Origin of the sequence: Empedobacter sedimenti (assembly GCF_030005555.1) — a bacterium.
Lineage (GTDB): Bacteria > Bacteroidota > Bacteroidia > Flavobacteriales > Weeksellaceae > Empedobacter > Empedobacter sedimenti.
Genome location: NZ_JASCQG010000003.1, coordinates 99,761 through 111,896 on the forward strand (window position 1 = coordinate 99,761; position 12,136 = coordinate 111,896).

General features: G+C 31.0%; 13 protein-coding genes. 4 read left to right on the plus strand and 9 right to left on the minus strand.

Features of this window, described 5'->3' with window-relative positions; all coding sequences use genetic code 11:
• Window positions 1-2: 2 nt before the first annotated feature.
• Entirely contained in the window at window positions 3-374 is a 372-nt protein-coding gene (locus QHG34_RS04250) for a hypothetical protein (protein ID WP_282628946.1), read from the minus strand.
• Window positions 375-474: 100 nt separating this feature from the next.
• On the minus strand, window positions 475-858 hold the full coding sequence (locus QHG34_RS04255) for a hypothetical protein (RefSeq protein WP_282628947.1): 384 nt from the start codon (window positions 856-858) through the stop codon (window positions 475-477).
• Window positions 859-1,002: 144 nt separating this feature from the next.
• On the opposite strand from QHG34_RS04255, the gene fabG reads away from it, so the two are divergent.
• Window positions 1,003-1,746 carry a 3-oxoacyl-[acyl-carrier-protein] reductase gene (gene fabG, locus QHG34_RS04260; protein ID WP_282628948.1) on the plus strand — a complete coding sequence of 248 codons (744 nt, stop codon included), beginning with the start codon at window positions 1,003-1,005 and terminating at the stop codon, window positions 1,744-1,746.
• Window positions 1,747-1,828: 82 nt separating this feature from the next.
• Window positions 1,829-3,499, plus strand: coding sequence for a 2-succinyl-5-enolpyruvyl-6-hydroxy-3-cyclohexene-1-carboxylic-acid synthase (gene menD, locus QHG34_RS04265; protein ID WP_282628949.1), 1,671 nt, complete (start codon window positions 1,829-1,831; stop codon window positions 3,497-3,499).
• Between the two features lie 17 nt (window positions 3,500-3,516).
• Here the strand turns inward: menD and QHG34_RS04270 are convergent, their stop codons facing one another.
• The 7 genes from QHG34_RS04270 to QHG34_RS04300 form a co-directional block, all read right to left on the minus strand.
• Window positions 3,517-4,056 (minus strand): OmpA family protein, encoded by a 540-nt coding sequence (locus QHG34_RS04270; RefSeq protein WP_282628950.1) that lies wholly within the window; start codon window positions 4,054-4,056, stop codon window positions 3,517-3,519.
• Window positions 4,053-4,709 carry a SanA/YdcF family protein gene (locus tag QHG34_RS04275; RefSeq protein WP_282628951.1) on the minus strand — a complete coding sequence of 219 codons (657 nt, stop codon included), beginning with the start codon at window positions 4,707-4,709 and terminating at the stop codon, window positions 4,053-4,055. Before QHG34_RS04275 ends, QHG34_RS04270 begins: the two co-directional genes overlap by 4 nt.
• A gap of 106 nt (window positions 4,710-4,815) precedes the next feature.
• Window positions 4,816-5,382: an elongation factor P gene (gene efp, locus QHG34_RS04280; protein ID WP_038336113.1), complete on the minus strand. Its 567-nt coding sequence runs from the start codon at window positions 5,380-5,382 to the stop codon at window positions 4,816-4,818.
• A 19-nt stretch (window positions 5,383-5,401) separates the two neighbouring features.
• A complete protein-coding gene (lpxA, locus tag QHG34_RS04285) occupies window positions 5,402-6,187 on the minus strand; it encodes an acyl-ACP--UDP-N-acetylglucosamine O-acyltransferase (RefSeq protein ID WP_282628952.1) in 786 nt (261 codons plus the stop codon).
• 13 nt (window positions 6,188-6,200) lie between these two features.
• Window positions 6,201-7,592, minus strand: a complete 1,392-nt coding sequence (locus tag QHG34_RS04290; RefSeq protein ID WP_282628953.1) for a bifunctional UDP-3-O-[3-hydroxymyristoyl] N-acetylglucosamine deacetylase/3-hydroxyacyl-ACP dehydratase — start codon at window positions 7,590-7,592, stop codon at window positions 6,201-6,203.
• A gap of 6 nt (window positions 7,593-7,598) precedes the next feature.
• Complete coding sequence (lpxD, locus tag QHG34_RS04295; RefSeq protein WP_282628954.1) at window positions 7,599-8,624, minus strand: UDP-3-O-(3-hydroxymyristoyl)glucosamine N-acyltransferase; 1,026 nt, start codon at window positions 8,622-8,624, stop codon at window positions 7,599-7,601.
• Window positions 8,625-8,710: 86 nt separating this feature from the next.
• Window positions 8,711-9,925 (minus strand): HD domain-containing protein, encoded by a 1,215-nt coding sequence (locus QHG34_RS04300; protein ID WP_282628955.1) that lies wholly within the window; start codon window positions 9,923-9,925, stop codon window positions 8,711-8,713.
• Between the two features lie 252 nt (window positions 9,926-10,177).
• Here QHG34_RS04300 and porX point away from each other — a divergent pair, with 252 nt between their 5' ends.
• Together porX and tsaE are read left to right on the plus strand one after the other, a co-directional pair.
• Window positions 10,178-11,731, plus strand: coding sequence for a T9SS response regulator signal transducer PorX (gene porX, locus QHG34_RS04305; protein ID WP_282628956.1), 1,554 nt, complete (start codon window positions 10,178-10,180; stop codon window positions 11,729-11,731).
• Entirely contained in the window at window positions 11,731-12,135 is a 405-nt protein-coding gene (gene tsaE / locus QHG34_RS04310; protein ID WP_282628957.1) for a tRNA (adenosine(37)-N6)-threonylcarbamoyltransferase complex ATPase subunit type 1 TsaE, read from the plus strand. Before porX ends, tsaE begins: the two co-directional genes overlap by 1 nt.
• Window position 12,136: the final 1 nt, after the last annotated feature.

The window sequence follows — 12,136 nt, forward strand, 5'->3', positions numbered from 1 at the left end:
AATCATTTAACCAACCCATTTACTCTCCAAGTTTGATTAGATAAATTATACGAAATATTAAGACTATCTTTTGTCATCATAATTAACCTTGTTGGTGTCCAATCAATATTTCTTAATGTATTTGCACCCGTCATTTCCATCTTAATATCCTTTATTGAAGCGACTTTTCCATTTTGAACTTCAAAATCAAAATTATACGAGTTATTCTTCTGCGAAATTTTTACGACTCCATTTCCTTCATAACTAGAAATCGAATCTTTGTAAATAATATGACGTTGATATTCTGAACTATAAACAGAATTCTCTGCATCATCTTCATTATTACATGAAAATAAAACACAAAAAATTGAAACGAATAATAAAACATACTTCATGGCTTAGGTTTTAATAATAACTAATAAAATACTCCTTTTATTGCATAAAAAAAGCGCTATAAATAGCGCCTTAAATTTATCAATCTTAAAATCTATACTATTATCTTGTAGCGTTTGCTCTCCAAGTTTTACCATCTTTTGTGTAAAGAATTGTAAGCTTTTTGCTATCAATTGTAATAAAAGACGAAGCACTAGATCCTACACTAACTAAAGAGTTATCACCTTTTTTCTCAAACTCAATACCATTCAAATCTGGAATTTTATCAGAAAAAGCAAAATTATACTTTGTTCCACTTGCAATTTTTGTAACAAATACACTTCCATTATCATTAGAAACTGTTTTATCTCCATCAACATAACTTACACTTCCTTTGTATGTCCCTGCAAAAAAATCGTTGTTTGCTGGATCATCATCGTTGCTACAAGCTGTAAATACAAATAATGCAAAAAAAGTTACTGCCAAAAATTTTAATAAATTCTTCATGTTTTCTATTTTTTTATTGGTTATATAATCGATATTTTCAATTATAATACCACAAATTGTTAATTAATATCTATCAAATAAATTTTAACATTTTTAACTCTCGCAAAAAATCGTATTTTTGAAGATAAATAAATAGCTATAAACATGAATTTATTGCAAGGTAAAACAGCAATCGTAACAGGCGCAACACGCGGTATTGGAAAAAGTATTGCAGAAGTTTTTGTAAAAAATGGCGCTAACGTTGCCTTTACTTATGCTTCTTCTGTAGAAAAAGCAAATGCTTTGGAAGAAGAACTAGGTCAATTCGGAAAAGTAAAAGGATATCAATCTGATGCTTCAAATTATGAAGCTGCTCAAAAATTAGTGGAAGATGTTTTGGCTGAGTTTGGACAAATTGATATTGTAATCAATAATGCAGGAATTACAAAGGATAATTTATTAATGAGAATGTCTGCTGAAGATTTCGAAAATGTAATTCAAACAAACTTAAATTCGGCTTTCAACTTAACAAAAGCAGTGATCAAACCAATGATGAAACAACGTTCTGGATCTATCGTGAACATGTCTTCTATTGTTGGAATCAAAGGAAACGCTGGACAAGCAAATTATGCAGCTTCTAAAGCTGGTTTAATTGGTTTTTCTAAGTCTGTTGCATTAGAATTAGGTTCTCGAAACATTCGTTGTAATGCAATTGCACCAGGCTTTATCGAAACTGAAATGACAGAAGTTTTAGATCAAAAAGTAGTTGAAGAATGGCGCAATGGTATTCCATTAAAACGTGGGGGACAGCCAGAAGACGTTGCAAATGCATGTTTATTCTTAGCTTCAGATTTATCAAGTTATGTAACAGGACAAGTTTTGAGTGTAGACGGTGGTTTACATACTTAATTCTTAAAAATATCATACTTTTTGAAAGGTTTTGTTTAGTAAATTTGCTAATCAAAACCTTTTATAATTTAAGACAACTACGTTGAGAAAAATATCAAATAAATTAAATGTTCAATTGATTGCCGAAACTTTTTTGGCTTTCGGAATTGACCATATCGTATTATCGCCAGGATCTCGAAATGGAGCATTAACCATGCAATTTGCGAATGACAAACGTTTCAAAACTTATAGTGTAATCGACGAGCGTTCGGCTGGATTTGTCGCTTTGGGAATGGCTCAACAAATTCAGAAACCTGTTGTGGTTTGTTGTACTTCTGGTTCGGCAACGGCAAATTATTATCCTGCAATTACAGAAGCTTTTTTTCAAAATATTCCTGTAATCGTCCTTTCTGCAGATCGTCCCGAACATTTAGTTGATAATTTTGATGGACAAACCATTCGCCAAAAAGATATTTTTGAGAAACATTCGGTTCATAATGTTCAGCTTTCTGAAAGTGAAGAAACAGATGATTTAACGCGAAATATGTTGTTGACGAAATATGCGTTGATTGATTGTATGCAAAAATCTGCGCCAATACACATCAACATGCCTTTTTCTGAACCTTTGTACGAATCTGTAACAACGCCAGATATTGAAATTGACACAATTACAATTCCTGCAAAAGATTATCCAGAAATTGATGTAATTGATTTGATGAAACGTTGGAATACTTCTTCGCGTAAAATGATATTGGTCGGATTACATCATCCTGATGCCAAATTTGATCATTTTGTAAAACAATTGGCGCAAGATGATTCGGTAGTTGTATTGACAGAAGTAACGTCAAATATTCATGATGAACGATTTTTCAATAAAATTGATCAAGTTATTTTCCCTTATTCAGAAGAAGAATTAGAAGCGTTGAAACCTGATATTTTATTGACAATTGGGCAAAATGTCGTTTCGAAAAAGATTAAAAAATTCTTACGTGATCAAAAACAAACGCAACATTGGCATTTAGATGAATATTGGCAACCAGACACTTTTCAAGCGTTAACAGATAAAATTGAAACAAAACCTGAATTGTTTTTAGAACAGTTTGTTCCGTTTATTAATCCAAAAGAATCTGAATATTACAACACATGGAATTCGATACGTGAAGCGAATAATATCAAACACAAAAATTACATTAATGTGATTCCGTTTTGTGATTTGAAAGCATTTGATTCTATTATCAAAAATTATCCAGAAAATTGGCAAATTCAGTACGGAAATTCTACCGTTATTCGATATGGATTATTGTTCGATCATAACAATTCGAATCCTGTTTTCTGTAATCGCGGAACAAGCGGAATTGATGGTTCTACGTCTACAGCGATTGGGGCTTGCATCGCTTCTGAGCAAAATACGGTGATGATTACAGGAGATATTTCATTTTTCTATGATTCGAATGCGTTATGGAATGTGAATATGCCGAATAATTTCAGAATTATTTTGATTAATAATGGTGGAGGAAATATTTTCAAATTTATTCCTGGTCCATCTGAAACAGATGTTGTTGAAGATTATTTTGAAACAAAACATCATTTTACTGCCGAACATTTAGCTAAAATGTATGATTTTGAGTATAACGTAGTTTCAAATTTAACAGATTTAGAAAGTTGTTTCAACGATTTTTATGCAGAAAGTAATCGTCCGAAAATTTTAGAAATTGATACACGAAATTCTTCTAACGATGCTATTTTAAGAGGATATTTTAGTAGTTTGAAGTAAAAATATTACAAGAGAAATCAATTCGTTTGGTTTCTCTTTTTAATTCCAAATGAAATTCTATTTTCTTCATTAATTTTCCATTCTGGACATTCTTCATCAGCACATTCTTTCCATCTTAAATCAGAATCAATTTTAAGCTCTATAGTTACTTTTCTAAAAATCTTATTCTTCTTAATCATAATTTTTTTGACATTTTCAGCTCTTTTCTTTGCTAATTTTTTCAACTTATTTTTATCTGAATCTAAACTTGTATAACTAATAATTGATAATTGTTCAAGTTCTTCTTTTTTTAAAGAATTTAAAAATGATGAAATATAATTATCAAGTTGTTTTAATTCAGATTCATTAATATTAGTTTTATCTTTCTCAAAATAAATTGTCGGAGTCGAATAACAAATCATTTCTTGCCACTGACATCCATTATTTTCTTTTGGACCTTTTACAGTCGGACAATGATCTTCAATATCAGTAATTCCATCTCCATCAGTATCAATCAATTCTTGAGCAAATAAATTTGAGTAAAATATTACAGAAAATATAATCAAAAACCTTCTCATATTATCTCAATTTTCTCTCCTAAAAACTTTGGTTGAATACCAAAAAAGCTATCAATAAAAACTTTAGCACGAGCAAAATATTCGCGAATATTTGTTTTTAATCCAGCATTTTTATTGACATCTTTCGCATTATATCCAAACGCGTTAATTCCGTTTTGACGAGCAACATAAACCGCTCGTTGATTGTGAAATTCTTGCGAAACAACAATAAATTCTTTCTGACCAAAAATTTCTTTTGCTCGTATCATCGAATCTAATGTTCTAAAACCTGCATAATCTAAATAAATTACATTTTCTGGAATTCCATTTTTTATCAACGCTTGTTTCATCGCTTCGGGTTCGTTGTAATTTTTTTTACCATGATCGCCACTCAAAATAAAATGAGTTACTTTCCCAGATTGATACAATTTTGTTGCAGCATCAATACGATATGTAAAATAATAATTCTGATAACCATTGACTAAATTTGGCGCAGTTCCTAATACAACCGCAACTTTAGTTTTGGGTAAAATTTCTAATTTATCTGTGACAAAGTCTTTAGTCGAATTTTCTATTTTATAATTTGCAAAAGCTGTGAATAAAAGGCTTACAACACCTATAATTGTTCCGTAAAGAAATGTTTTTTTGATGATATTTTTAGCTTTGGTTTTCATAAAATAATTGGGTTGATATTTAGCTAAAATACATGATTAACTTGATTTAACCCAATAAAAAAAGTAGCTAAATTAGCTACTTTACTTTATAATTATTCAGAATATATTATTCTTTAATTCTTTCTACATAAGAACCATCTTCTGTGTTGATTTTCACTTTATCACCTTCGTTGATGAATAAAGGAACACGAATTTCAGCACCAGTTTCTGTTGTTGCAGGTTTTGTAGCATTTGTAGCTGTATCACCTTTAAGACCTGGTTCTGTGTATGTAATTTCCATTACAACAGTAGTTGGTAACTCAGCTGCTAAAGCTGTTTCATCAGAAGCACGGAACAAGATTTTTACTTCGTCACCAGCTTTCATAAATTGAGAATTATCAATCAAATCTTTGTTTAAATAAACTTGAGAGAAATCATCATTATTCATGAAGTGGAAACCATTATCATCTTCATATAAATATTGGTAGTTACGCGTTTCTACACGAACTTCTTCAATTTTATGACCAGCAGAAAATGTATTATCTAATACTTTTCCGTTTGTTAATGATTTTAATTTTGTACGAACGAAAGCAGGTCCTTTACCTGGTTTTACGTGTAAAAATTCGATAATTTTATACGTATCATTATTAAAAATAATACATAAACCTTTTCTGATATCAGAAGTTGTTGCCATTTATTCTATTGTTATTTTATTAAACTCCCGAGCTATACCCTTTCATAATTCCACGATCGCTTGTATTGATAAAATCAAGAATTACCTCACGGTAATGTGATTCTGGAAATTTTTCTAAGATTTGTTCTACAGCTTGAGAGACATTATTTTTTTGTTGATATAAAATTCTATAAATACCTTGAATTTCAAAAATTTCTTCTGAAGAGAAACCTTTTCTTCTCAAACCAATTGCATTTACACCAGCATATGCTACCGGATTTTTAGCAGCTTTTACATAAGGAGGAACATCTTTCCGAATTTGAGTAGCTCCTGCTACAAACGCGTGTTCTCCAATTTTCGTAAACTGATGTACAGCACTATAACCACCAATAAAAGCATAATCTCCTACTTCTATATGTCCAGCTAAACCTACTGCATTTACAATAACTACATTATTACCTACTACACAATCGTGTGCAATGTGCGCTGTTGCCATAATTAAACAATTGTCACCAATTTTAGTATAACCTAAAGCATTAGTTCCTTTGTTTACGGTAACACATTCTCTAATTGTGGTATTGTTACCAATATATGTTAAAGTTTTTTCACCTTCGTACTTCAAATCTTGAGGTTCACCAGAAATTACTGTACCTGGATAAATTTTACAATTTTTTCCAATACGTGCACCTGGCATAATTGTTACGTTAGGACCAATCCAAGTCCCATCGCCAATCTCTACATCTTCGTATACTGAAGAAAAAGGACTAATCGTAACATTTTCACCTATAATTGCAGTTGGATGAACGTATGCCATCGGGTAATTCATAACTTCCATTTCTTTAATTATTCTTTTGTACGACAGCCATCATTTCAGCTTCTACTGCAAGTTGGCTATTTACATATCCGTAGCCATTCATGTGTACAATTCCTCTTCTTATTGGTTCTACTAACTCTAATTTGAAAACGATTGTATCTCCTGGAATAATTTTTCGTTTAAATTTAGCACTTTCAATTTTCATGAAATAAGTAGAATAATCTTGTGGGTTTTCTAATTCTCCTAAGATTAATAAACCTCCTAATTGCGCCATTGCTTCAATCTGTAAAACACCTGGCATTACAGGTTCTTTCGGGAAATGACCAACAAAATAAGGTTCGTTCATCGTTACATTTTTCACTCCTACAAGTCCTGTTGGTGTTTTTGAAATGACTTTATCAATTAACAAAAACGGAGGACGATGTGGTAACAGTTTCATAATATCATTGATATCATAAACTGGATCGACAGTCAAATCGAATTCTGGCACTTTATTGCGTTGTGCTAATTTAATTTGTTTGCTCAATTTTTTTGCGAAATTAGTATTGGTATGGTGACCTGGTTTTGTTGCAATAATTTTTGCTTTCAGTTTTTTACCAACCAAGGCTAAATCTCCTACAACATCTAATAATTTGTGACGAGCAGCTTCGTTTGGATAATGCAATGTCAAATGATCTAAAATACCATTTGGACGAATTGATACATTATCACGGTTAAATGCTTTGCATAATTTATCTTTTGTTTCTGGTGTAATTTCTTTGTCAACATAAACAATTGCATTGTCTAAATCACCACCTTTCACAAGACCAGCTTCTAACAACTGTTCTAATTCGTGTAAGAAACAAAATGTACGAGCCTCAGAAATATCTTCTTTAAAATTTTTGATTGATGATAAAGTTGCATTTTGAGTTCCTAAAACTTTCGTTCCGAAATCTACCATTGCTGTTACTTGATAATCATCAGCAGGAATTGCAGTAATCTCAGATCCTGTTTCTGGGTCTACATACGTTACAATTTCTTTAATTCTGTAATATTCTCTTTCTTTATCTTGCTCAACAATACCTGCGTTTTCTATTGCTTCAACAAAAAACTTAGAAGAACCGTCCATAATTGGTGGTTCTGCATTGTCAATTTCTATATAACAGTTATCGATATCCATACCAACTAAAGCTGCCAAAACATGCTCTGTTGTATGCACTCTAACTCCTTTCTTCTCCAAAGTTGTCCCTCTAGCTGTACTCACAACATACTGTGCATCAGCTTCTACTTGAGGTTGACCTTCTAAATCTGTTCTTACAAATACAAAACCTGTATCTGCATCGGCAGGTTTAAACGTTAAGGTAACATAATTACCTGTATGCAAACCAACACCTTTCAGAACCACTTCATTCGCTAAAGTTTTTTGTTTATCAGACATTAACTTTTACTTTTGTTTATTATCTTTTTCTAATTGATCGATACGTTTCATTATTTCAGGAAACTTTCTAAAATACACATATGATTTTTTGAAATCACCTGCATTCATTGCTGGCGAACCATACAATTGTACGTTGCTTTGCACATCACTATTTACACCACTTTGTGCTTGAATCTGTACAAAATCTCCAATTGTAAGATGACCAACGATACCTACTTGACCTCCAATCATACAATTTCGTCCAATTTTAGTAGAACCTGCAACTCCTGTTTGAGAAGCGATTACAGTATTCTCTCCTATTTGAACATTGTGCGCAACCTGAATTTGGTTATCTAACTTAACTCCTTTACGAATTATTGTAGATCCCATTGTTGCTCTATCTATTGTTGATCCTGCTCCTATTTCTACATTATCCTCGATCAAAACATTTCCTATTTGAGGAATTTTCTCGAAAGATCCATCTGCAGTTGGTGCAAAACCAAATCCGTCAGCTCCAATGACTACATTAGAATGGATAATACAGTTTTTACCAATCTCACACTCATTATATACCTGAGCGCCAGAAAATAGAATTGTATTATCTCCAATCTTTACATGATCAGAAATTGTTACATTAGGATATATTTTTACATTATTCCCTATTGTTACATTAGCTCCAATATAAGAAAAACTTCCAATATATACATTATCACCAAGTTGAGCTGTAGAATCTACTTTCGCATATTCTTCTATCCCAACTTTATTATTTTTTATTGTATTATAATGTTGCAATAACTGCGTAAATGCTTGATAAGCATCTTCTACAACTATTAATGTAGACGAAATAGAATCTGTAGCCACAAAATCTTTACTTACAATAACAATAGATGCTTTTGTTGTATAGATATATTGTTCATACTTAGGATTAGCCAAAAACGAAATCGTTCCTGCTGTACCCTCTTCTATTTTCGACAAAGTCGAAACCTCTACATTTGCATCACCTTTTACGGTACCTTGCAATAATTGCGCTATCTCCGCAGCTTTAAATTTCATAGTCTGCAAAACTAATAATTATTCTTAAATTTTTAAAATGAATATTTAAGTAATTTAACTTTTTTGTCAAATTCTGTCTATCCAATTTATATACTATGGTAATGATATTTTGTAATTTCTTGTTGTAAAAACTGTGTCAACAAACTTTTGTCTGAACAAGAAATCTCTTTTACTTCTCCATTTTTGAACAAAACTTTGATTGGACTTTTTGACTTTTCATATGGTACAATCTTTATCGGAGTTTGCTCAACAAAATAACTTGCATCATCTATATTAAATAACTCTTGAACTCTTGCTTTCTCAACAATAATTTCATCAACTGACAACGATTTATCCATCAAAAATGATTTTGGTAATTCGCGCTGAATAATATTTCTTGATAATTTACTTAGAATAAAATCATCATGAAACTGCCATTCTTTGATTGCCGATAAAACATCCGAATCATCCAAACGTGTAAAAATCTCTAATCCTTTCTTAGACAAACTCCCTTTTTCATTGTCATTCAGAAAATAACTAAACGCAGAAGTTGCAAATAAATTTTCACCTTGCTGTGTTAATTCTTTTGCTCTTCTCAAAACACTCATCAAAAAATTTTCTGCTGTAAAAGACTTTTTGTGCATATACACTTGCATATACATAAACATACGCGCCATCAAAAACTTTTCTACAGAAGGAATTCCTTTAGCTTCAATCACTAATTCGTTATCAGCTACATTCATCATCGAAATGATTCGTTCTGGATTAATATTTCCTTCAACAACTCCAGTATAGAAACTATCTCGTTTCAAATAATCCATCCGATCTACATCTAACTGACTAGATACTAATTGAGATAAAAATTTTTTCGAATATTCTCCTTTAAAAATCTGAATAGCAAGAGATAATTTTTGACCAAAAATTTGATTTAACTCTTCCATCAATTGCAACGAAATCTCTTCATGATGAGATCCATTAATAATAGAATGTTCTAATGAATGCGAAAATGGTCCGTGACCTAAGTCATGCAAAAGTATTGCAATTAAAGCTCCATTTTCTTCTTCCGGAGTTATTTCTACATTTTTTCGCTTCAGGATATTCAATGCTTTATGCATCAAATGCATGCATCCCAAAGCATGATGAAATCTTGAATGTCGCGCACCTGGGTAAACCATTTCCGTCAATCCTGTTTGAGAAATTCGACGTAAACGCTGAAAGTAAGGATGTTGAATAATTTGGTAAATAAGCTCGTTAGGTATAGTTACAAATCCATGTACTGGATCATTTACTATCTTTAACTTATTATTGTTTAATGAATTCAAACGTTCTATTTTGACTACAAAGATACGAAATATAGTAATTAAAATACTTCAGAAACAAAGAAAAGCGCTGTTAAATTCAAATTATTTAGTTGATTTCAAATTTTTGGAATTATTTATGCTATTTAATGGCAGAAAATTTTTAGCATTTCTCAAATTTTTGTTTAACATACAATTTAGATTTTAACATTTTTGTTATCGCTATATTTGAAATAGGCTTTAAAACAAGAAGCATCATTATAAAAAACAAACTACATGGCAATAAAAATATTATGGATTGATGACGAAATCGATTTATTAAAACCACATCAACTTTTTTTAGAAAAAAAAGGCTACACTACAACAATGATCAATAATGCTACTGACGCATTAGAAGAAATAGAAAAAGAAAACTTTTCAGCTGTTTTAATTGACGAAAATATGCCTGGTCTTAGTGGCTTAGAAGCGCTACCAAAGATTAAAGAATTGCGTCCTAATCTTCCTGTAATTATGGTTACTAAAAGTGAAGAAGAACACATTATGGAAGACGCAATTGGTTCTCATATTGCTGATTATTTGATTAAACCTGTTAATCCTAATCAAATATTATTGAGTTTGAAAAAGATTTTAGACTCCTCTAAAATTATTTCAGAAAAAACGGTCATCAACTATCAACAAGAGTTCAGAAATATTGCAATGGAAATGATGAACGCAAGAGATTTTGAAGATTGGCAAGAAATTTATAAAAAATTAGTTTTTTGGGAATTAGAACTTGAGAACATAGAAGACACAGCACTATCTGAAATTATTGAAAATCAGAAAAGTGAAGCAAATGCAGCTTTCTTCAAATTTATTGAACGTAATTACGAAGATTGGTTACATAATGAGGAAGATCGCCCTATATTATCGCATACTATTTTCAGAGAATTAGTAAAACCCCTACTTTCTAAAGACGAAAAAGTATTATTAATTTTGGTAGATAATTTACGTTTTGATCAATGGAAAGTGATCGAACCGATTTTCAATCGTTATTATAATTCAGAAAACGAAAATTTATATTACAGTATCTTACCATCTGCAACACAGTATGCTCGTAATGCTTTTTTCTCAGGTTTAATGCCTTTAGAAATAGAAAAAAAATATCCTCAATATTGGTTAAATGATACTGATGAAGGAAATAAAAACATGCACGAAAAAGAATTGTTAGGCGAACAATTGAAAAGACTTGGATTAGGACATTTATCTTACAACTATTTCAAGATTTTAAACTCTGATTTTGAGAAAAAAATTGCGGACGATTTTAATAATTACAAAAACAATAACTTAAATGTAATTGTTTACAACTTTATTGATATTCTTTCGCACGCCAAAACTGACAACAAAATTGTTGGAGAAATAATTCGTGATGATAAAACATATCGCTCAATTACTAAACATTGGTTTGAAAATTCTTACTTAATGGAAATCGTAAAAAAAGCAGCACAAGAAGGTATGAAAATAGTGTTAACAACCGATCACGGAACTATTTACGTAAAAGAGCCTACACGTGTAATTGGCGACAAAGAAGCAAGTACAAATTTGCGATACAAATTAGGAAAACAATTGCAATATGACCCGAAAGATGTATTAGCTGTTGATCAGCCAGAAAAGTTCCTTTTACCTAAGGTTAATGTTACGTCAAAGTATATCTTTGCAAAAGAAAATTTATTTTTAACGTATCCAAAAAATTACAATCATTTCGTTAATTATTACAAAAACACTTACCAACATGGTGGAATTTCATTAGAAGAAGTAATAATTCCGATGGTTGTATTAACACCAAAAAATTAATGGAATTTATCATCAATAGTTTAGACGAATTACCAGAAGTTGCCAACAAAATAATCAATCAACTTCAGTATAAATTAATCACTTTTGAAGGAGAAATGGGCGCTGGAAAAACAACTTTTATTAAAGAGTTTGTAAAAGCATTAGGAACAAATGATGAAGTTTCAAGCCCTACTTTTTCGATTGTAAATGAATACGAAACAGATAACGGAAAAGTATATCATTTCGATTTTTATCGTTTAAACCATGAAGAAGAAGCTTTAGACTTCGGAATTGAAGAGTATTTATATTCAAATCAATATTGTTTAATGGAATGGCCAAATAAAATTGCTAACTTTATACCAGACGAGCACCATACCATCACAATCGAAAATGTAGATGGCGTTCGTCATTTAAATTTCAATTAAC

Bases quoted from the DNA above. Each gene is read 5' to 3' on its own strand.
- efp (WP_038336113.1), bottom strand. From the start codon at position 5,382: ATGGCAACAACTTCTGATATCAGAAAAGGTTTATGTATTATTTTTAAT.
- QHG34_RS04290 (WP_282628953.1), bottom strand. From the start codon at position 7,592: ATGTCTGATAAACAAAAAACTTTAGCGAATGAAGTGGTTCTGAAAGGT.
- tsaE (WP_282628957.1), top strand. From the start codon at position 11,731: ATGGAATTTATCATCAATAGTTTAGACGAATTACCAGAAGTTGCCAAC.
- QHG34_RS04255 (WP_282628947.1), bottom strand. From the start codon at position 858: ATGAAGAATTTATTAAAATTTTTGGCAGTAACTTTTTTTGCATTATTT.
- lpxD (WP_282628954.1), bottom strand. From the start codon at position 8,624: ATGAAATTTAAAGCTGCGGAGATAGCGCAATTATTGCAAGGTACCGTA.
- fabG (WP_282628948.1), top strand. From the start codon at position 1,003: ATGAATTTATTGCAAGGTAAAACAGCAATCGTAACAGGCGCAACACGC.
- QHG34_RS04275 (WP_282628951.1), bottom strand. From the start codon at position 4,709: ATGAAAACCAAAGCTAAAAATATCATCAAAAAAACATTTCTTTACGGA.
- QHG34_RS04250 (WP_282628946.1), bottom strand. From the start codon at position 374: ATGAAGTATGTTTTATTATTCGTTTCAATTTTTTGTGTTTTATTTTCA.
- QHG34_RS04270 (WP_282628950.1), bottom strand. From the start codon at position 4,056: ATGAGAAGGTTTTTGATTATATTTTCTGTAATATTTTACTCAAATTTA.
- porX (WP_282628956.1), top strand. From the start codon at position 10,178: ATGGCAATAAAAATATTATGGATTGATGACGAAATCGATTTATTAAAA.
- lpxA (WP_282628952.1), bottom strand. From the start codon at position 6,187: ATGAATTACCCGATGGCATACGTTCATCCAACTGCAATTATAGGTGAA.